We start from the raw sequence: 20,604 nt of genomic DNA, 5'->3' as shown, positions 1-20,604 counted from the left end.
TGCCATGAATGATGCAGTAATGCCAATGCCCGTCGCAGAGCCCAGCCTTCACAGTTTGTACCGCGACCACCGCAGTTGGCTGGAAAGCTGGTTGCGGCGCCGGCTGGGCAATGCCTGGGATGCGGCCGACCTCAGTCAGGACACGTTCTTGCGGGTGCTGGCCAGCGCCCAGCCGATTGCGCAACTTCAGGAGCCCCGGGCCTATCTGGTCACGGTGGGCAAGCGTCTGCTGGTCAACTTCCATCAGCGCCGCAGCCTGGAGCAGGCCTACTTGAATGCCCTGGCGCGCTTGCCGGAAGACTGTGTGCCGTCGCCCGAACAGCGCTGGCTGCTGCTGGAAACCCTGCACGCCCTAGATGAGTTGCTCGACGGTTTGCCACCGGCTGTGCGTCGGGCGTTTCTCTGGAGCCAACTGGAAGGCTTGGGTTATCGCGAGATTGCTGAGCGGCTCAAGGTCTCGGAACGCACGGTCAAGCGCTATATGGCCCAGGCGTATGAGCATTGCCTGTTGGTGGAGCTGTGAGTCGCAGCGGGCCGTCGCCCGAAGCGCGCCAGGTCGCCCGGGCTGCCGCGCAGTGGCTGGCGTTGCTGGAGTCGGGCAGCGCCACCGAGCGCGATCATGCCGGGCTGCAACAATGGCGCGACAGCCACACCCGCCATGAACAGGCCTGGCAAAAGGCGCAGTTGCTGCGCCAACGCTTTGCCCAATTACCCCAGGCGCTGGCCATGGCCAGCCTGGATCGGCCGCAACCGGGCCGGCGCGCGGTGCTCAAGCGCGCCTTGGGCGTGGCGGCACTGGTGCCGGCGGTGTGGTTGCTCAGCCGGCAATTGCCCATCGACGTCTGGCGGGCCGACCTGCACACCGCCACGGGCGAGCGCAAACAAGTTCCGCTGGCCGACGGCAGCAGTCTGCAACTCAATACCGCCAGCGCGGTGGACGTGGACCTGGCCCAGCGCCGCCTGACTCTGGTAGACGGCGAGTTGGCGCTGGCGGTACCGGGCAAAGCACCGTTGACCGTGCAGACTCGCTACGGCCAGGTCATCGTCAGTCAGGCCGAGGTCTGTGTGCGGCAGTTGCCTGATGGATGCCAGGTGTCGGTGCTCAAGGGCGCGGTGCAGGTGCGCGATGGTCGCGGGCAAGTCGCAACCTTGCAAGGCGGCCAACAAGCGCGACTGCAAAGCACCGGCCTTGGTCCGATGAGTCCGTTCGACGCCCTGCAACTGGGCTGGCGCGACGGTGTGCTGACTGCGCAGAACCAGCCGTTGGGCGACTTCCTGCGCGAACTCGAACGTTATCGACCTGGCGTGCTGCGCTGGGCCCCGAGCCTGGAAACCCTGCGAGTCACCGGCAGCTTTCGCCTGGAAGACACCGACCGCATTCTTGGCCTGCTGGCCTCGACCCTGGCGCTGGAGGTGCATTCGCGCACGCGTTATTGGGTCACATTGACGCCCCGCAAAAAACTGGCCTGAGGCATTTGTTGTGGCGAGCGGGCTTGCCGCAATGGTGTTTGGATTAATTAATTGAAAAGAACGTGTCCCCTTTTTTCGCGTCGCTTGTCATCCAAGGCAAGTGAACGAAAACAGAGAGCCTTTTAAATGCCCGTCGTCCCGCCATCGCTGTTGCGCCTGAGTCTTGTGCTGAGCCTGAGTGCCAGCCCGTTGTTTGTTCCTGTGAGCTGGGCCGAGGACGCGGCCCGGCGCAGTTATGAGGTGCCGGCCGGCAGCCTGGGCACGGCGCTGACCCGCTTCGCTGGGCTGGCTGGGGTCAACCTGTCGGTGGACCCGGCCCTGGTGAGCGGTCGCAACAGCGCCGGGATCTCCGGTGAATTTGCCGTTGAGGAAGGCTTCGCCCGCTTGCTCCAGGGTTCCGGCCTGCAATTGCAGGCGGTGGGTGATCGCGCCTACACCTTGATCCCTGCGCCGCAAAGCGGCAGCTACCAACTGCCCGCCACTTCAATTCTTGGTGTCGGTGCCACGCCAGTGGCTGAAACCTACGCCGGTGACCAAGTCACCCGCAAAGGTGCCCAAGGTATGTTGGGGGAGGCTGACTTTTTGGACACGCCTTTCAACCTCACTTCCTACACCGCCAAAGCGGTGAAAAACCTGCAGGCGCGCACCCTTGGCGAGATGGTTGCCAGCGACCCGTCGGTGCGCATCACCAACCCGGCGGGCGGGCGTTTTGAGCAGTTTTCGGTACGCGGTTTCAGCCTGTTCAACAGTGATGTGTCCTACGGTGGCCTGTACGGCGTGCTGCCGACCTACGCCATCGACATGGAAATGGTCGAGCGCGTCGACATCCTCAAAGGCCCCGGTGCCTTGCTCGGCGGCATCGCCCCGCGGGGCAGCGTTGGCGGCAATATCAATATTGAACCCAAGCGCGCGACCGACGCACCGATCACCGAATTTACCGGCAGCTATGCCTCGGCCGGGCAGTTCGGCGGAGCAGTGGATATCGGCCGGCGCTTCGGTGAAGAGCAGCAGTTTGGCGTGCGTTTCAACGGCGTGAAGCAATCCGGTGATACCGAGTGGGATCACCAGAGCGTGGATCGAGAAATGGCCGTGATCGGCCTGGATTTTCGCAAGGAGCGGGTGCGCTTGTCCCTCGACCTGGGTCGCCAGGAACGTACCGCCGACGCACCGCAGGAACGGGTCGAAATCGCCAAGGGCAGTGTGATGCCCAAGGCCGAGGACATCCGCCGAAACTTCGCCCAGTCCTGGACCTGGTCCCACACCAAGGACACCTTTGGCGCGGTACGTGGTGAGTTTGACGTGAATGATTCGCTGATGGTCTACGCCTCGGCGGGGGCGCGCAAAGGTAACTACGACTTCCTGCGCCATGGGGTGCAGAGTACCCAGAGCAACGGCGACTTTACCGTTGTGCCGCGCAGTTTTCGCCGCGATGAAGACGTCAAGACCGTCACCGTCGGCGCCCGCAGCTGGTTCAATACGGGCCCTGTGGGACACACCATCAACGTCAGCCTGAACCGCTTCAACATGGACTTCGACAATGCCGGCGAGCGCTACACTCCCGGCAAGAGCAACCTCTACAACCCGGTTGTATTGCCCAAGCCCGGCAAGGCCGTGCGCTGGGACACCAGCACCCATACCGAAGACCGTTTCACCAGCCTGGCCCTGGCCGATACCCTCAGCTTTCTCGATGACCGCGTACTGCTGACGCTGGGTGCACGCTTGCAAAAGGTCGAGGTGACGTCCTGGAGCAACGGGGTGAAGGACCAACCGGAATACGACGAGCAAGCGCTGTCGCCAGCCCTCGGGCTGGTGGTGAAAGTCACTGATCAGTTCTCGCTTTACAGCAATTACATGGAAGGTTTGAGCCAGGGCGAAACGGCACCGTCAAGCGGGGTGAACAACGAAAACGCGATCTTCCCACCCACTAAAAGCAAGCAGGTGGAAGTCGGCGCCAAGTACGATATGGGCAGCTTCGGGATGACCGCCAGCGTGTTCCGCATCAATCAACCGGCGTACGGCATCGACGAGCAAAACAACTTCAAGCCTAACGGCGAGTTGCGCAACCAAGGCGTGGAGTTGACGGTGTTTGGCGAGCCCATTGAACATGTCCGATTGCTGGGTGGTGTGATGTTGCTGGACAGCGAGCAAACCAAAACCGCCAAGGGCCTGACCGACGGCAAGCGCGGCACCGGCTCCCCGGTGGCCAACGTCAACCTCGGCGCCGAATGGGACATCCAACACCTGCAAGGCCTGACCCTGACTGCCCGCGCCATCCACACCGGTTCGCAATACCTGGACGCGGCCAACCAGCAAAAAATCGACAACTGGGAACGCTATGACCTTGGCGCGCGCTACACCTTCAAAGTCGACGACAAACCGATCACCGTGCGCGCCACTGTAGAGAACGTATTGAACACCACCTATTGGGCCTCGGCCGCCACCTCATCCGACAGCGCCCCTGGCTTGACCCTGTCAACGCCGCGTACCTGGCTGGTGTCGGCAACGGTAGGGTTCTGATCTCTATCACGGCGAGCGCGCAATCTGTGGCGAGGGGCAAGTCTTCTCTTCTTATTCATTTATGGAATAAATAAATAGTTATATATTCTTTTTGTTGTTGTTTCGGATAGCGCATTTTGAGGGCCTGCGCATTCGTGCGGATTGACCCAACAGCTAAAGGAAAGCCGACATGACCATCAAAGCGATCAACGTGCGCAACCAGTTCAAAGGGGTGATCAAGGAAATCCTGATCGGCGAAGTGGTGTCCGAGATTGACGTGCAAACCGCATCCGGCGTCGTGACGTCAGTGATCACCACCCGTTCGGTACGTGACCTGGAATTGAAGGTGGGCAGCGAGGTGATTGCTTTCGTCAAATCGACAGAAGTCTCCATCGCCAAGCTGTGAAGCTACTGATCGTTCCCGCGTCTGGGAACGATCAGCACGTATCAACCGATGGCCTCAGCGCAGGCGCAAACTGCGCTCCATGCGCTGGAGACCTTCTTCGAGCAACGCCCTTGGGCAGCCGAAGTTCAAGCGCACAAATTGTTGGCTGTCATCGCCGAACTCCAGACCGGCGCTGAGGCCGACTTTCGCCTGTTCCAGGAAAAATCGCTGCGGATCTTCCAGGCCCAATGCGCTGCAATCGAGCCACGCCAGATAAGTACCTTGTGGTGCATGCATCAGCACGCCTGGCAAACGGGTACGCACAGCATCTACCAGGTAGTCGCGATTGCCTTGCAGGTAGTTGACCAGCGCCTCCAGCCACTCGCCGCACTGGCTGTAAGCTGCCCATGTCGCTTCCAGGCCCAGGGGGCTGACGCTGTCGACCATGCCGCAGCGCGCGCGGTTGAAGCGCTCGCGTATCACCGGGTCCTGAACCACGGCAAAGCAGGTTTTCAAGCCAGCGATGTTGTAGGCCTTGCTGGCCGACATCAGCGTGATGGTGCGCTGGGCAATCTCAGGGCTCAGGCTCGCCGTGGGGATGTGCCGACGCCCGTCGAAGCACAGGTCTGCATGGATTTCATCGGAAATAATCAGCGCGCCTTGCTCCAGGCATGCAGTGGCCACCGCCAGCAATTCTTCGCGGGGGAACACTTTGCCCAGCGGGTTGTGCGGGTTGCTCAGCAGCAGGGCGCCGGCGCCGGTCAGCGCTTGGCGCAAGGCGGGCAGCGGGGTGAGGTATTCGCCTGCTTCGCTCAGTTCAAACGGCACTTCGATCTTTGGCAGGTTCCAGTTGCCCGGTGCGTTGCGCAGCGGGCAATAGTTGGGGGTCTGCAACACCACCGGTTGCCCCGGTTGGACGAAAGCATGCAGCGCCATGTTGAACCCTGGCTCTACACCGGGCAGGAACAGCAGTTCATCGGGCTGCACGCGCCACGCATACTTGTTCCACAAATCGGCGACGATTGCCTCGCGCACTTGCGGGCGGGCGACGCTGTAGCCGAGCATCTGTTGGTCCAGGCGTTGGTGCAGAGCCTCCAGAATGGCCGCTGGCGCGGCGATGTCCATATCGGCAATCCACATCGGCAGAACGTCTTGCGGGTAGCGACTCCACTTGGTGCTGCCGGTACCGAGGCGGGGGTGGATCGTGTCGAAATCAAAGCTCATGGGGGGCTCGTGTCTGTGGGGCTGGCGTGCAATGGCGCTGATTCTAACGCCATAAAACCTACACACCAGAGCTGATTGCCCGTTTGCCCCCATTTGATTTGAAGCGCGTCATCGCCAGGGTACGTGAGGCGTGTTTAGCGATTCACTATTTTTGCCGGCAAGGCGATCACCAGGAAGCTGCTGAGAATCAGGCAGCCTGCGAAAAACCACAAGGGCCCGGCGCTGCTGCCTGTGACGTCGATCGCAACCCCCATCAACGAGTTGCTCACCAGCCCTGCGATGTTTGCCAGCGAGCAGGCCAGGGCAAAACCGGTGGCCGCTGCGGTGCCTTTAAGAAAGGTCGCCGGCAGGCTGAAGAACACCGGTACGGCGCCGATGATCGCCGCCGAGGCAATGGCAAACAGGGCCACGGTGGCGACCACGTTATGGGTGAAAAAGGTGCTGCTGGCCATGGCCACGGCGCCCACCAAAAACGGCACGATGATGTGCCAGCGGCGTTCGCGGTGTTTATCGGAACTGGCGCCGATCAGCAGCATGCCCAACAGCGCGGCGACGCTTGGCAGGGCCGTGAGGATGCCAATGTGGAAGGTGTCGGTAACCCCGGCGTTGCGGATAAAGGTTGGCATCCAGAAACCCATGGCATAGGCGCTGAGCAGGATCGAGAAGTCGATACCGCCGAGCATCCACACTTTGAGGTTGAAGAAACCGTCGCGCAAGCTGTGCTTGCTGCTGGCACTGTCGGCATCGTCTTTGCGCAACTGGCTTTCCAGCAGGGATTTTTCTTCCGGTGACAGCCATTTGGCTTGCTGATAGGTGTTAGGCAGAGCCCAGAAAGTCAGCACACCGAGCAATACGCTGGGCACCGCTTCGATCAGGAACAGCCACTGCCAGCCGCGCAGGCCGCCCACGTAGTCGAAGTGGCCCATGATCCAGCCGGACAACGGCCCGCCAATCACGCTGGACAGCGGCAGGCCGATCATGAACAGGGCAATGACCCGCCCGCGGCGATAGGTGGGAAACCAGGTGGTCAGGTAGTACAGAACCCCCGGCAGGAACCCGGCTTCGGCGGCGCCGAGCAAAAAACGCAGGATATAGAACTGGGTGGTGGAGGTGACCAGCATGGTGCAGGCCGAGAGCAGGCCCCAAGTGATCATGATCCGTGCGATCCAGATCTTCGCGCCGACCTTTTCCAGCACCAGGTTGCTGGGCACTTCAAAGATGATATAGCCGACAAAGAACAGGCCGGCGCCCAGGCCGAAGGCAGTTTCGCTGAACTGCAACTGGTCGAGCATTTGCAGTTTGGCGAAGCCGATATTGATCCGGTCCAGGTAGGCGGCCAGATAGCAAAAGCACAGGAAGGGAATCAGCTTCCAGGTGATCTTGTGGTAAAGCGCGTGGATCGGGTCGGTCATTGGGCGTCTCTTGGCGGTGACTTATGGTTTTATCGGCCTCAGCGCAACAGCCAGCGAGACATGATATGGGTTGTCAAAGGCATCAACCAATAGACCATGCTCAAGGACACCACCCCTGCAACCATAACTTTGAACAACCAAACCGGCAGGTCCAGCTCAGTAAGCTCAAGAACGGCTGACAATAACCAGGGTATAAAAACTGTCAGTGGCAAGACTACCACCCAAGACAGTAACCATTGCTTCCAACGATCAACAGTGACTCGTCCTTGTAACGGCTCAAACCAAAACTTCGAATCATCGTCGGCGCGATAGTAGTCCCGTCGCAGCCATGGCAAAGACTCACGCAACAAGGCCTGCCGCACGTCTGACTTCAGCCAGGCGATGACGTGCTCCGTGCTTATAAAGCGCAAAATTATGGCATATCGCAGTTGCGACCCGATGGGTTTGACAATATCAGTGGCCATGTAACCGGGAAACTGACGATGAGCGTCGATGGCTTTGCTCATCCATTGTTCATACAGAGTCTGATACTGCGGATGGACCTCATGAACAATTACACTGACACCTGCGTCACTGCTCATGGCTGCTGCCTCCTGAGAACTGCTCGCTGGTAGATCCGCTCACGCGCCTGAATCATCGGGTCTTGACTTACCGTAATGCCATCAATCAAGCGCCCCGGGTTGAAGTCAAGGCGCTGCTGACCAGGCTGTTGCTCCGCGGGCGGAACAACAGAGTCGAGGGTTAAAATTCCCAGCTCAACCTCCTGATGGCTACGCGGCCAAGGAATCGAGCCGTCTTCGATGGCGTCCCCTGGTGCCGCCAATTGCAAGACCAGCCGCAACTTCACCGGCCCTCTGGCTAATCGTGTGCCGATTTCGTCTTGCAAATAATCGGCAGACATTTCGGCCGTTTTCTGGTCAGTTAATGCGGACTCTGCCACTAGAGGCTCAATGCGGTAACGGCCGATACGCTCCTCGCCCTGACCGTTGCTAAACATCAGGGAATTGACACCAAAATACTCCACATTGGCGTAGCTGCTAGGTGCAGGCTTGGGTGCCTCAAGAAAATGCTGTGCTCTTGGATGAGCGGCCAGAAATGTTTGCAATGGCAACGGGTTAGGCGGCGTAGCGACATTGGCGAGAATGCCTTGTAAAAAGCTTAGAAAGTCTTCTGGGGTGGCGACCGGAAAGCCATTGAACGAATGCGTCACAATATCCGTGGACTTATCCCCCGGTAGCGTAAAGCGCACAGCCAAACCATGAGGGCTGGCCATCGGGTCACCATCCGCAGTGCCCGGTAGACCGCTGAAGTTGGAGAAGCGCACTAGTACCGGAACTGGCTGCCCCTGGAAATGGGCCGCTCGACTTAGCGCCGGAGCCTCTCGTGTGGCCGTAAAGCTGCCTCGCAGCAACATCCCCTTGGCATGGGTAATACGAAAGCCAGGATGATGACCAAAAGTCGCATAGAGCGCATCAAGCAATGCGTCGTAAAGACGGTCTTGGGGAATAGTGAGGTCATTCATGGGAGAAAAATCATCTTCGTTTGCGGTGATGGCGAAGGACGCTACCAACGTCCCTGCCAACAGTGCGCCGGCCAAAAGTCGAGGTAGTCGCATAGGGTTCAATTTAGGGCTTCCAAGGCAGCCGCCCACGCACCAAAGTGCGCAGGCGAACGAATTTGATTTAGTTTTGGCGCAAACCGGGATTGAGAGCGATGTGTTTGTATTCAACAAAGTCATCCATCGCCGCCACACCGTTCAGGCGTCCCTGGCCTGACTGTTTGAAACCACCTTCCTCAAACTCGTCGTAGACCACCGCCCAATCATTGACCCATACAGTGCCTGCCTCCAGTTCGCGAGCAACCCGTAAAGAACGATCAATATCGCGAGTCCATACACTGGCCGCGAGGCCGAACTCGCTGTTGTTAGCCAACTCAATCGCCTCTGCTTCGCTATCGAACACCTGCAGGGTCAGCACCGGACCAAACGTCTCACGCTGCACAATTGGCATCTCGGCGTCACTTACCCGCAGGAGTGTCGGTCGATAGAAAGCGCCTTTGGCCAAGAGCCCTTCGGTCACAGGCCCACCACGCACGATGACTTCGGCACCACCAGCGATCGCTTCCTCTACCACTTGGTTGACCCGCTGCACGTTGGGCTTATCGATCAACGGGCCCATTTCGCTGGATGAATCTGCAGCGGGCCCCACACGCACAGCTTCCAGCTGCGCCGCCAAACGCTCGATCACTGCTGGGGCGATATCGCGCTGCACCAACAGCCGCGAACCAGTCATACAAAACTGGCCAGCAAATACTGTCAGGGCTTTCACTAGCGTTGGCACTGTGGCATCCAGGTCGGCATCGTTAAATACCAACATGGGGGTTTTCCCCCCCAGTTCTAAGCCAAAACGCTTCAGCGACTGTGCGCCGACAGCACAAATTGCACGGCCGGTGGTGGTGCTGCCGGTAAAGCTGATCACCGGAACCTGGGGTGACTCCACCAGGTGTATGGAGCCAGCCGCGCCCAGCTCGCTGAACAAATTGATCACGCCACGGGGCAACGACACCGACTCACTCATGATCCGTGCCACCAGCGCGTTAGTCTGGGCTGTTTGCCCAGGCATTTTGATCACCGTAGTACAACCGGCAGCCAAGGCCGGAGCGAGGGAGCGAATCATCAGCACCACCGGCGAGTTCCACGGCACAATGATGCCCGCGACACCGACCGCCTGACGAATCACCAGAGAAATTCTGCCTGGCTTAGGCTCTGCCGCCCGACCGTACTCTGCACGCGCCATAGCGGCGTAATAACGCAACTTTGAGGGCACCATGGTGACCTCAAATTCGGCTTCGGGTTTGATCTTGCCGTTTTCCAGCGCCAGCATGGCAATCAGTTCATCGGCATTACGCTCAAAGGCATCGGCCAACTCCAACAGGACCTTGGCGCGCAAGTTGCGATCATCTTTCCAGGGCGTTTCTACGAACGACCGCTTGGCAGCTTCAATCCCTTGTTGCGCTTCATGTAAACCACCTTCAGCGTATTGACCAATTCGCTCATAGGTCGCCGGGTCGATGGAATCTTTATAAACACCGGAGTCCAGCCACAGGCCATCGATCCAGTTCAAAACCGGGGTGTTATTCATAGAGATAATTCCTGGATTATTAAACGTAGAGGCTGGCGACTTTCTCAGCCACAGCAATCACAGTAATGTTGGTGGCTACTGAGGGCACGTCAGGGAAGATCGAAGCGTCGACTACACGCAACCCCTGTACACCAATCACCCGCGCCTCAAGGTCGACCACCGCCTGTGCATCCCCCGGCCGGCCCATAGGGGCTGTCGAGGTGGGATGGTGATAGGTATCAAGACTGGCTTTTACACTGGCAAGCAAAGCCTCGTCGGTGTCATTTCCCAGGCCCGGATTGAGCTCGGAATGAATCAGCGTGTTCAACGGCGCCGTTGTGCTGATTTTACGAGCCAGGCGGATGCCATCCAGTAGGCGCTGGCGATCCTTGGGCTCGGCGAGGAAGTTGAGGTCGATGTTCGGAGCAATGAACGGATCGCGACTGGCCAAGGTCACCTTGCCGCGCGACAGTGGCCGGGTCAGTGCGACCGCGAGAACAAAACCAACCTGGGTAGGGCTCTGCTCATGGGGAAACAAATGAGTGGCGGTGATGTGCAGATCCAGATCGCCGTCTTCGGCTGTGCTGCTATGGGTCCAGAGCTTGGCACCAATGGCCGGTGACTGACTGCCAATCAACTCAGGGTTTGCCGCATAGGCATTGTAATAGAATGGATGATCCATCAGGTTCTGCCCCACCGGCAGTTCAGCGATCAGCGGAATCTGCAAGGCGTGTAAGTCCTGTTGCGGACCTATACCGGAGCGCAACAGAATCGCTGGACTTGCGTAGCTGCCCGCAGAAAGGATGACTTCATCGGCAAAGAGTTTTTCACCATCTGCTAGCTGCACACCGATCGCGCGCTTTCCATCGAATAGCACTTTGTCTACCAGGCTGTCGGCGCGGATCGTTAGATTGTCGCGGCTGCGCACTTCATCAGTGAGGTAGGCCATACCTGTGTTGATCCGCACGCCGTTGACGATGTTCATTGGGTACGGGCCGACACCGTTAGCGTCCGCGCTGTCAAAGTCGCTAACTACTTTGTAGCCATTAGCGACTGTGGCGTTGATAAAGGCTCGCTGCATAAGCGTGACTTCGGCATCGCTGAGTTGATGCACAGGTAGCGGCCCGTCATGGCCGTGCAATGGGCTAGCACCACCACTATGAGTTTCTAGTTTCTTGAAGAATGGCAACAGCTCTTCATAACTCCAGCCTGGCAGCCCCCAACGCTTGAAATCAGTAGGCCGAGTACGGATTGCCACCGCGCCATTAATTGCCGAACTCCCCCCCAACACCTTACCGCGCAATGCGCCAATCGGATGATCGATGTACCCCGGCTGCGTCTTGTAGCCCCACTCAAACTCAGAGTTGCCATTTGCACCGACTATGTCGCTGTTAGCGATGAGCTCGGGGTAATTATCTGGGCTATAGCTGTGGCCCGCCTCAAGCAGAAGTACCTGACGATCACTGTTCTTACTCAAGCGCCGGGCCAGTACCGCGCCTGAAGAACCACCCCCGACGATAATCACATCGAATGCGATACGTTGGCCGTCGCCATTACCGGTTTTTCCAACAGGCTTTAGCCCATGCGCTAAGCCACTACCAGCGGCGAAGGTGGCCGCTGCCATAACGCCACCGGCCAGCACGGCACGGCGGGAGGGGTTGTTAAGGGTATTTGTCATCCGTTCTCTTCCAGTTCGTCCTGTCAGACGCAGTTAATGCACCTGTTGGAAAAGAGGATATGCCAGGGCTAAACCGCCCATAAGCCGAAGAAAAGCGAATCAACGTTTCGCTTTTATCGAACGAATCAACACTGCGGACGCGAGTGAGCCGTCAGCATTTGGTCCCACACCGCAGGGTTGCCGATCTGCTCACTGAGGAAGCTACTTAGTGCACGAAGCTTGGACGAGGTTTTTTGGGACTGCCGATATACAACGGAGATATTGCCGCCACGAGGAGCATAAGGTTCCAGTACCTCTCTAAGCTCACCTTCCACAATGGCTTGTGCAGCCAGGAATGTGGGCAATATGGCAAGGCCCATACCCGCCTTGGCAGCGTCCATAAGTTGGTAGCCACAATTGGTGCGCATCCTGCAGCGGACACGGAATGATTCCAGTGTATTGTTTACCGGTAGCGTCCACATACCATGGGGCTCGCGATTCACATAGAGCATGGCGAAATGCTGAGCCAGATCCTGTGGGATGAGCGGTGTACCGTGAGCATTCAGATAATCCGGGCTTGCACAGATGATATGTCGGTTAGGCGTAATGGTTTTTGCCATTAGTGAAGAGTCTGGCAGTTCACCAATACGAACGGCTGCATCAAACCCTTCTTCGTGCAAGTTGACACGACGGTCGTCGAACTCGACATCTAAATCCAGCTCAGGGTACTGCACAGCAAAAGACGACAGAATCGGTGTTAGGTAGCGCATGCCAAAGGCCATCGGAACTGCAATTCGCAGGCTCCCGCGCACCGTCGATTGAGACGTCAGGACGGCGCTTTCGGCCTCCTCAATATCAGCTAGGATCTGAATGCAATGACGGTAAAACACCTCGCCCGATTCAGTCAGGCGGGTCTGTCGGCCACGTTCCAGCAAGATGCTGCCTAAGCGCTTTTCCAGTTGCTGAATCCGCTGGCATACCATTGACTTGGCCGTGCCCAAACGACGAGCAGCTTCGGAAATACTGCCCGTGTCCGCCACGGTAACGAAAGAATGCATCTCAGACAGTTTGTTCAAGTTATAAGTCCGTGGAGAATTATGTACAGGTCTTTCACGCTAACATGCATGAATGAATATTCTATTCTGTCTTATAGGTATATGGCGAAGCACTGCAATCATCACCAGTTGCAAAATTTCAGTTAAGGTCGAATCACAGACCATTCAGCTCAACCGGCCGGTCGAGGTGTCTAGGAAAGAAGGGCGGTTCATTTGCATCTTGGAGTGCGGGGATGATTTCTGATTTTTGTAAACATCCCGTCGAGTCTCTGGTATTTATTTTCATTTTTAGAAGCCTTGACTTACCAGGTGCCTCAATTTTTGTCGCTCAATAGGGTTTGTTTACATTATTGGTCAGCATAACGGCAGTACCTGGTCTCACTCAGCCGCGCGTCTGCCGAAGCGCAGGTAGTGGTCGGCGCTCCCTCATCGGCGGATGCCGGTGGTCTTTGCTCACCACCATCAACGACGTCTCCTGCTCGGCGTGAAGGCCCGGAATATAGTATGGGCATTATTCCGTCACCGACAGGCTCTGTCATAAAAACGCCATGGCGCTGGGGGTTGGATTCGAAAGAGACTACTTTTATGGCTTCCAATAAATAGAGTATCCATGGATGAAATACCAACCCTTTACCCGAGCATTGATAGCGACTTCCCTGGTCCTGACGTTCAGCGGTGTACAGGCGGCGTCCCTGGCCCCAGTGGGCGGCGAAAATGGCATGGTGGTCACGGCCCAGCACCTGGCCACCCACGTCGGCGTCGACGTACTCAAGGACGGTGGCAACGCAGTGGATGCAGCGGTCGCCGTGGGTTACGCGCTGGCGGTGGTCTACCCGGCGGCCGGTAACTTGGGCGGTGGCGGCTTCATGACCGTGCAACTGGCGGACGGGCGCAAGACCTTCCTCGACTTCCGCGAAAAAGCGCCGCTGGCGGCCACGGCGGATATGTACCTGGATAAAGACGGTAACGTTGTCCCCAACCTGAGTTCCAAGGGCCATCTGGCGGTCGGCGTGCCTGGCACCGTGTCAGGCATGGAGTTGGCACTGAGCAAGTACGGCACGATGAAGCGCGCCCAGGTCATTGCTCCGGCCATCACCCTGGCGGAAAACGGCTTTGCCCTGGAGCAGGGTGATATCGACCTGCTGCACACGGCCACCGATGAGTTCAAGAAAGACCAGGACATGCGCGGGATCTTCCTGCACGGCGGCGAGCCAATGCAGGTCGGCCAGAAACTGGTGCAAAAAGATCTGGCGAAAACCCTGCGGGAAATCTCCGCCAACGGCGCCGACGGCTTCTATAAAGGCTGGGTGGCCAAGGCGCTTGTCGATTCCAGCCAAACCGGCAAAGGCATCATCACCCAGGCCGATCTGGACAAGTACAAGACCCGCGAACTGGCGCCCATCGAGTGCGACTACCGTGGTTATCACGTGGTCTCGGCACCGCCTCCGAGCTCCGGTGGCGTGGTGATCTGCGAGATCATGAACATCCTTGAAGGCTACCCGATGGCTGAGCTGGGCTACCACTCGGCCCAGGGTCTGCATTACCAGATCGAAGCGATGCGTCACGCCTACGTCGACCGCAACAGCTACCTGGGCGATCCGGACTTCGTCGAAAACCCCGTCGCCCATCTGCTGGACAAAAACTACGCTGCCAAACTGCGTGCCGCCATCGACCCGCAAAAGGCCGGTATCTCCCAAGACATCAAGCCGGGGGTTTCTCCCCATGAGGGCAACAACACCACGCACTACTCCATCGTCGACCAGTGGGGTAACGCGGTGTCGGTGACCTACACCCTCAACGACTGGTTCGGCGCCGGCGTCATGGCCAGCAAGACCGGGGTGATCCTCAACGACGAAATGGACGACTTCACCTCCAAGATCGGTGTGCCGAACATGTACGGCCTGGTCCAGGGCGAAGCTAATGCCATTGCGCCGGGCAAGACGCCGTTGTCGTCCATGAGCCCGACCATCGTCACCAAGGATGGCAAGGCCGTCATGGTGGTTGGCACCCCCGGTGGCAGTCGCATCATCACTGCAACGTTACTGACCATCCTCAACGTCATCGACTACAAGATGAACATCCAGGAAGCCGTCGATGCACCGCGCTTCCACCAGCAGTGGTTGCCCGAGGAAACCAACATCGAGACGTTCGCCTTGAGCCCCGACACCCAGAAGATCCTCGAAAGCTGGGGCCACAAGTTTGCCGGCCCTCAGGATGCCAACCATTTGGCGGCGATCCTGGTGGGCGCACCGTCCCTGGGTGGCAAGCCGGTGGGCAAAAACCGCTTCTACGGGGCTAATGATCCACGACGTAACACCGGGCTGTCCCTGGGTTATTAAGGCCTTCTCGTGGAGCGGGTAAGCTCGCTCCACAGCGGCTACACTTTGCCCGGAACAAGAATATTTTTTGAAATCAAGGGGTTGCAAGCCCCAGCAAATGAGTACATAATTGCGCCCATCGAACGCACCGACGAATAAAAAACGTCAATGTTTTCAGTGAGATAGAGTAGAGGCAAGCTTCACATAGCCCACTCAAGTTTGTATGCGGTGAGTGCCAGCGGTTTTGGCATTGATCGTTTGAGGCCGAGTAGCAAAATGGTTATGCAGTGGATTGCAAATCCACCTACGCCGGTTCGATTCCGACCTCGGCCTCCACTCTTAGAAACCCCGTAGATCAATGATCTACGGGGTTTTTTATTGCCTGCGATTTGGGAGGCGTTCCGCAACTAACCGTCACTTTGTCGGTTTTACGATCTCGCCGACACGGCGATAAACCTTCTTCGTCATCTCCTGAGTCGAGTGGCCCAGCAGGCGACTGGCGTCGGCGATATCGTCAATTTCGCTGGCAGCCTTCGGTCGTATATCGCGGAACTGGAATTGCCTGATGGTTGCCGAGAGAGTCGTGTCGCCGTCATTCGCCGCCGCTTTCTCCCTGGCCTCATCCCAGCGATTGCGCAGACGCTTCTCTGTCTTGCCTTGGCGCACCGTCAAAAATCCATTGATCAGGTCGTTGGTCGATGCCTTGAGGATATCGGCGGGGCGCTGGCCGGTCAGCCAGTTCTGCGAAATGGCAGCTGTCGTTTATGACTTCAGCCCCAGCCGCGCCGGTGAACATGCTCGCAACTTCCTGCGAGACTGGAGGGGCAAGCTGGTCTGCGATGATTTTGGCGGCTACAAGGCCAGCTTTGAATTTGGCGTGACCGAGATCGGCTGCATGGTCCATGCGCGGCGCAAACTCTTCGAACTGCATGCCTGGATGATCGCCCAGCGCTGTCGCGCTACCTCGATGACGGGGCCGTACCCATAGACAACAATTGGGCCGAGAACCAGATCCGACCATGGGCTCTTGGACGCAAGAATTGGCTCTTCGCAGGGTCGTTACGTAGCGGCAAGCGGGCGGCAGCGATCATGAGCTTGATCCAGTCTGCGCGGCTGAATGGCCATGATCCGTATGCCTATCTGAAGGACGCTCTCACGCGACTGCCGACGCAACGGGCGAGTGAAATTGATCAGTTGCTGCCGCATAGGTGGACGCCTGGCTTACCCAGAACGCTCAAGAATGACGAATAAGGATCTTAAACTTCAAAGAGCCGACGCACCTGCACGGAATCGGCGCTTCCGCTTTGTTCAAGAGGAAGAAAGTAACGTAGTTGCCATTGCTGTGTCCTAACGGCCTCTTTGGCGACTGGTTTGACCCAAGGTGGATAAACGCGGATAGCGCGCTTACCGCCTTTACCGTTAATCGCCATGATGCCCTTTGATGCCAGTATCTTCTGGTCGAAAACAAACTGTCCGCGATGCGTTGCATCGAACACACTCACCACAACAAAGGCTATGCCATCATCGATATCGAGAGGTGCAATGATGCTGCCTGACGTCGGGCGCTTCCATATTGTGACGAACTGTCCAATCTTAGTCGGCGTTGTTTTAGCCACACGGAAGACAATGGTGTGTCCGTCGAGGCCAAAGCGGGAGGCACCATACTCGGCACTCTCAGCCTCGCGTAGAGCCAGTTCCGTCAATTGCATTCCCGCCGGCGTGTACACATCCTGGATAGCCGCTATCAGATCGTTTGGAATATGGCCAAGGGCAGGGTCTGCCGCGCCTGCATATTTTGTGTCTTGTTCAGTTAAATCGAATTTCAAAGAGAACAACTCCTAAACCACTCATGGACCATACAATCCAATCCAGAACATATGCTACGCCCTTCGACATACCGAGCGGACTGCGGGCGGTTACATCGTGTGATTACGCAGGTGGGATAGCCAGCCGCTTACGCATTTCGCACCTGAGCGCAACGATTGCTTCGTTGATCACCAGTGCTCGTTCAGCCTCGTACTTCTTCCTCCAGTTGATCGGTGGCCTCTTCGGCGCCGCGTGGCGCTTTTTGAAGCCGGCCACATACTCGCTCGCTGTGACCATTTCTTCCTCCTGAGCTGCCCCTGTGCGAGCTGGGCCTCTACAAGTGCAACGGCTACAAGCCAGTTCACCGCGGGGGCCGCTGCTGGCCATCGGGCGCAAGCAAAAGTACTTCCCGTGCAGGGACATCGCCACGGAGCCGAACGAAGAGTTTCGGTTTGATCCTGAGGACTACGCAGCGGCGGAAGACCTGGGCGAGGTGATCGGGATTGTGCACTCACACCCAGATGAATCGACCACGATGCCCAAGGCTCCGGCCTGGGCGGCGCAGGACCTCAATGATCCTGTCCTTTGCGCGGATATCACTTGAAGATCGCGCACCGCTATATACATCACTGACAGCGCGCCGGATCTCTCACGTAGACTTTTCATCGTTTCGTCACGCTGCGCGAAAGCTTCGCCGTACATCTGCACCAGACCGAGTATGTCCTCTCTGGCTTTACGCAGTTGACCACCCAGTAGACTCATGAAAGTATCCGCCACTATTGAGCCACTACCCACCGCCAAGGAACGGAAATCCAGGAATGAAAACCGCCACCCTCATTAGCACCCTGGTCGCAATCACTCTGAGCGCCGGCCTGCAAACCGCCCAAGCGGCATCGGAGCTGATTGGCAAGCGCGTCGTGAATACCTATGACGTCACACTCTATCTGGACCCGGAAAAGGGCCTGGCCTACGCGATGAAGGATAGGAAGTTCCTGCGCTACAGCTACAACGATCGCAAGCCGAAAATCAGCTATGCGATGGACAGCGTAGAAGCCGACCCTCAGTCAACGCCCGAGGAGCCAGTGGTGATTCAGATGGAAAGCAAAACCTACCCCGCGGAACTGAGTGAGGAGGAGCACTGCTACGCGGCCTTCACCGAAGTCCTGGGCCGACTGCTCTACTATGCTGCGTCGGCCAAAAATCTGGACGACAAGCAGTATTTCCACCTGGCCAACGTGATCACCCTGGACAAACACAAGAAGCCCGGCCCACCCGGCGTGATTACCTGCACGATCCCCGATCATGACTCGACCTCAATGTACGCGCGGGGCCAAGTCAGCGTTAAGTAACTGAGTCCCGAAAGGTGATGTGCGATTAGGCTTGATCGATGTAGAGGGTGCTGTGCATTGGGGTGGGTTGTGTTCGGTCGGCAGGAGGGGTAAAAACACTTCCGCAATCAAGAGCCACCCCCACGGCCCGCCTGGGCTGTAGGCTCATTAAAGTTAGCTAGTTGCGGAACGGTAGTGGTGATAACCTATTGAAATAGCTTGTTTTGTTGGTGGATTGAAAATCCACCTACGCCGGTTTGATTCCGACCTCGGCCTCCACTCTTAGAAACCCCGTAGATCAATGATCTACGGGGTTTTTTATTGTCTGTGATTTAGCTGGCCGGCGGTTCAAGGCCGTGCCGGCCTTCTCGATGGTTAGCTTTGCATTCTCGTGCGCAGTTCTGTCAAGTCTTTGGTCGGGATCACATAAGTCTTCGCCAGCATGTCTCCAACCCGCTGGCATCGTGCCGACTGGGCGTAAATGAAGAGTGTGATGATTCCCAGAGGAGCCTCAATGTGCCGAGCGAGGCCTCTGATGAGTGCTTGAACAAAAGTAGGCGGCCCGCCTGCACCGTTGATGACTATCAGCCCAAAGACGTATTTTCCCGGTGTCCGGCCCTGAAAGGCCCATTCACATAACGGGTAGAGGAATACATAGACAAAGATTAGCTCGAAGCCGGCGAAGGGCAGGTTGTCCTGGGTGTAAAGCCACAGTCCTATCAGGACGATTGCACCATAGTCGATAACGTAAGCGCCGATACGCCGTACCAGTAAAGAAGTTCTGGAGACTTCCATTTGTCGCTCCGTGCGTTTTGGCTTGTCGGTTGGCAAGCATACCGTGCAGTGAAGGCAAGCGGCGTACAAAACGCGCAAGTGTATCTCTCTATCTCGCACCAGCTGTATGGGGCGCACATCCGTGGAACACACTACTGTCGTGGCTACAATAATTTGTTCGGGTCACTTCCTCATGCTCATGTCCTCAAGCCTGCTCTCGGCATTCGCGCTGTTCGCCTTTGTGTCTTCGATTACGCCGGGGCCCAATAACACCATGCTGCTGGCATCCGGGGTGAACTTTGGCTTCCGCCGCTCGATCCCCCATGCGCTGGGGATCAGCATCGGATTTATGGTGTTGGTGATATCGGTCGGGTTGGGGCTTGGCGAGGTGTTCAAGGCGCTGCCCTGGGCTTACACGCTGTTGCGCTATGTAGGGGCTGCGTACTTGCTGTACCTGGCCTGGAAAATTGCGACTTCCAGCCCGCTGTCCGATGACACCGATAACGGCCGTAAACCCATGACGTTTCTCGGTGCGGCGGTGTTCCAGTGGGTCAATCCCAAGGCCTGGGTCATGGCGTTGGGTGCAATCACCACCTATACACCCGCTGAAGGCTACGTCACTAACGTCTTGGTCATCGCTCTTGTATTTGCCGTGGTCAACCTGCCCAGTGTCTGCGTTTGGGCCGGGTGCGGCAGTGGGTTGCGCAACGTGTTACGCAACCCCCGCTGGTTAAGGGTGTTCAACTTTTCGATGGCTGGATTGTTGGTGCTTTCTTTGTACCCGATGTTTTTTGCGGGTTAAAAAGGTAGAGGCCGGAATATAAAATTTCGAACTATTTGTTGTTGGGCAGAGATGCGGTCAAACAGGTCATGGACAAGTAGACGCAGAGGACCACGTACATCGACGCATGGAGTCTGTCAGCGTTTCCACTGACGATTGAAGGCTGTGGATTCAGATCGGTGAAATGGTGGCGAGTAGGCCAATGCCGACGGTCAACGCTAAAAAACCCAATAGAAAAAATGCCATCTTAGCCATGAGGCCTCCGAAAAGAAGGGGCGGCAGGACGATTCCTGCCGGGCTCCACGGGCGTGTCGGGAGCGACCCATTGTGGGCGTAGGGCGTGTTTCGGTACAGATGCAGATGGTGAAGAAAAAAGCGTATCAGATGGCGGTGTCGAGATGAATGCCCAGGGCTGTCATTTTCGGCAGCCGGCATGGCCCTCGGCCTAGACACAAAGGTACCGTGCGATCTGCTCCGCCGGATCACGGAGAATAGGTAGATCACTGATCTGTTGAGCTTTTTTTCTGCGATAGCCCATTTGAGTGGTCTGAAAAAGACAGCGCCAGAACTTGCGTCAAGGGGGCTGGATCTATATATTCCCTAGCCTGCTGCAGGGCTCAAGTGCCACTTTGATAGTTCAGAGCTTCTTGAGCTGCTTCACCGCGCTACCGCCCGAATGGCGAAACTGGTAGACGCATGGGACTTAAAATCCCCCGCTCGTAAGGGCGTGCCGGTTCGATTCCGGCTTCGGGCACCATATATATCAAGAGCTTGCAGGG

Annotated in this window: 17 protein-coding genes, 2 tRNA genes and 2 pseudogenes; 11 read left to right on the top strand and 10 right to left on the bottom strand. The window is 57.5% G+C overall.

What is annotated here, in order from left to right:
* Positions 1–4: 4 nt before the first annotated feature.
* From ACZRJ6_RS15905 to ACZRJ6_RS15890, 4 genes are all read left to right on the top strand, one after another.
* Positions 5–523, top strand: coding sequence for a sigma-70 family RNA polymerase sigma factor (locus tag ACZRJ6_RS15905; RefSeq protein ID WP_350612774.1), 519 nt, complete (start codon positions 5–7; stop codon positions 521–523).
* Entirely contained in the window at positions 520–1,470 is a 951-nt protein-coding gene (locus tag ACZRJ6_RS15900; protein WP_463970529.1) for a FecR domain-containing protein, read from the top strand. Before ACZRJ6_RS15905 ends, ACZRJ6_RS15900 begins: the two co-directional genes overlap by 4 nt.
* Positions 1,471–1,596: 126 nt before the next feature.
* Entirely contained in the window at positions 1,597–3,987 is a 2,391-nt protein-coding gene (locus ACZRJ6_RS15895) for a TonB-dependent siderophore receptor (protein WP_463970530.1), read from the top strand.
* A gap of 169 nt (positions 3,988–4,156) precedes the next feature.
* Complete coding sequence (locus ACZRJ6_RS15890; protein WP_133102741.1) at positions 4,157–4,372, top strand: TOBE domain-containing protein; 216 nt, start codon at positions 4,157–4,159, stop codon at positions 4,370–4,372.
* A gap of 54 nt (positions 4,373–4,426) precedes the next feature.
* Here the strand turns inward: ACZRJ6_RS15890 and ACZRJ6_RS15885 are convergent, their stop codons facing one another.
* From ACZRJ6_RS15885 to ACZRJ6_RS15855, 7 genes are all read right to left on the bottom strand, one after another.
* A complete protein-coding gene (locus ACZRJ6_RS15885; protein WP_463970531.1) occupies positions 4,427–5,575 on the bottom strand; it encodes a MalY/PatB family protein in 1,149 nt (382 codons plus the stop codon).
* Positions 5,576–5,709: 134 nt separating this feature from the next.
* Positions 5,710–6,987, bottom strand: coding sequence for an MFS transporter (locus ACZRJ6_RS15880; RefSeq protein ID WP_463970532.1), 1,278 nt, complete (start codon positions 6,985–6,987; stop codon positions 5,710–5,712).
* A gap of 38 nt (positions 6,988–7,025) precedes the next feature.
* Entirely contained in the window at positions 7,026–7,568 is a 543-nt protein-coding gene (locus ACZRJ6_RS15875) for a hypothetical protein (RefSeq protein WP_463970533.1), read from the bottom strand.
* A complete protein-coding gene (locus tag ACZRJ6_RS15870; protein ID WP_463993547.1) occupies positions 7,565–8,509 on the bottom strand; it encodes a catalase family peroxidase in 945 nt (314 codons plus the stop codon). Before ACZRJ6_RS15870 ends, ACZRJ6_RS15875 begins: the two co-directional genes overlap by 4 nt.
* A 160-nt stretch (positions 8,510–8,669) precedes the next feature.
* Positions 8,670–10,127, bottom strand: coding sequence for an aldehyde dehydrogenase family protein (locus tag ACZRJ6_RS15865; protein ID WP_463970535.1), 1,458 nt, complete (start codon positions 10,125–10,127; stop codon positions 8,670–8,672).
* 19 nt (positions 10,128–10,146) lie between these two features.
* Positions 10,147–11,784 (bottom strand): GMC family oxidoreductase, encoded by a 1,638-nt coding sequence (locus tag ACZRJ6_RS15860; protein ID WP_463970536.1) that lies wholly within the window; start codon positions 11,782–11,784, stop codon positions 10,147–10,149.
* Between the two features lie 125 nt (positions 11,785–11,909).
* Entirely contained in the window at positions 11,910–12,839 is a 930-nt protein-coding gene (locus ACZRJ6_RS15855) for a LysR family transcriptional regulator (RefSeq protein WP_463970537.1), read from the bottom strand.
* A gap of 593 nt (positions 12,840–13,432) precedes the next feature.
* On the opposite strand from ACZRJ6_RS15855, the gene ggt reads away from it, so the two are divergent.
* Both ggt and ACZRJ6_RS15845 read left to right on the top strand, forming a co-directional pair.
* Positions 13,433–15,157, top strand: a complete 1,725-nt coding sequence (gene ggt, locus ACZRJ6_RS15850; RefSeq protein WP_463970538.1) for a gamma-glutamyltransferase — start codon at positions 13,433–13,435, stop codon at positions 15,155–15,157.
* A gap of 241 nt (positions 15,158–15,398) precedes the next feature.
* A tRNA-Cys gene (locus ACZRJ6_RS15845) sits at positions 15,399–15,472 on the top strand.
* Between the two features lie 78 nt (positions 15,473–15,550).
* Here the strand turns inward: ACZRJ6_RS15845 and ACZRJ6_RS15840 are convergent.
* The gene (locus ACZRJ6_RS15840) at positions 15,551–15,802 is read right to left on the bottom strand and encodes a site-specific integrase (RefSeq protein WP_463970539.1); all 252 of its coding nucleotides are present in this window, start codon (positions 15,800–15,802) and stop codon (positions 15,551–15,553) included.
* Between the two features lie 58 nt (positions 15,803–15,860).
* Between ACZRJ6_RS15840 and ACZRJ6_RS15835 the strand changes: the two are divergent.
* Positions 15,861–16,387: pseudogene (locus ACZRJ6_RS15835) on the top strand (IS66 family transposase); the annotation flags it as partial.
* A 5-nt stretch (positions 16,388–16,392) separates the two neighbouring features.
* On the opposite strand, the gene ACZRJ6_RS15830 reads toward ACZRJ6_RS15835, so the two are convergent.
* Positions 16,393–16,962, bottom strand: a complete 570-nt coding sequence (locus ACZRJ6_RS15830; RefSeq protein WP_463970540.1) for a MepB family protein — start codon at positions 16,960–16,962, stop codon at positions 16,393–16,395.
* A 299-nt stretch (positions 16,963–17,261) separates the two neighbouring features.
* On the opposite strand from ACZRJ6_RS15830, the pseudogene ACZRJ6_RS15825 reads away from it, so the two are divergent.
* Positions 17,262–17,474, top strand: a pseudogene (locus ACZRJ6_RS15825) (MPN domain-containing protein); the annotation flags it as partial.
* 286 nt (positions 17,475–17,760) lie between these two features.
* Positions 17,761–18,291 (top strand): hypothetical protein, encoded by a 531-nt coding sequence (locus ACZRJ6_RS15820; protein WP_463970541.1) that lies wholly within the window; start codon positions 17,761–17,763, stop codon positions 18,289–18,291.
* Positions 18,292–18,645: 354 nt separating this feature from the next.
* On the opposite strand, the gene ACZRJ6_RS15815 is transcribed toward ACZRJ6_RS15820, so the two are convergent.
* Positions 18,646–19,065, bottom strand: coding sequence for an RDD family protein (locus tag ACZRJ6_RS15815; RefSeq protein ID WP_463970542.1), 420 nt, complete (start codon positions 19,063–19,065; stop codon positions 18,646–18,648).
* A 172-nt stretch (positions 19,066–19,237) separates the two neighbouring features.
* Between ACZRJ6_RS15815 and ACZRJ6_RS15810 the strand changes: the two genes are divergently transcribed.
* A complete protein-coding gene (locus ACZRJ6_RS15810) occupies positions 19,238–19,846 on the top strand; it encodes a LysE family translocator (protein ID WP_463970543.1) in 609 nt (202 codons plus the stop codon).
* Between the two features lie 649 nt (positions 19,847–20,495).
* Positions 20,496–20,582, top strand: a tRNA-Leu gene (locus ACZRJ6_RS15805).
* Positions 20,583–20,604 lie beyond the last annotated feature (22 nt).

It is taken from the genome of Pseudomonas sp. C321 (assembly GCF_055407105.1).
Note: the sequence above shows the minus strand (reverse complement) of the source record. Positions and strands in the feature narration are given on the sequence as shown.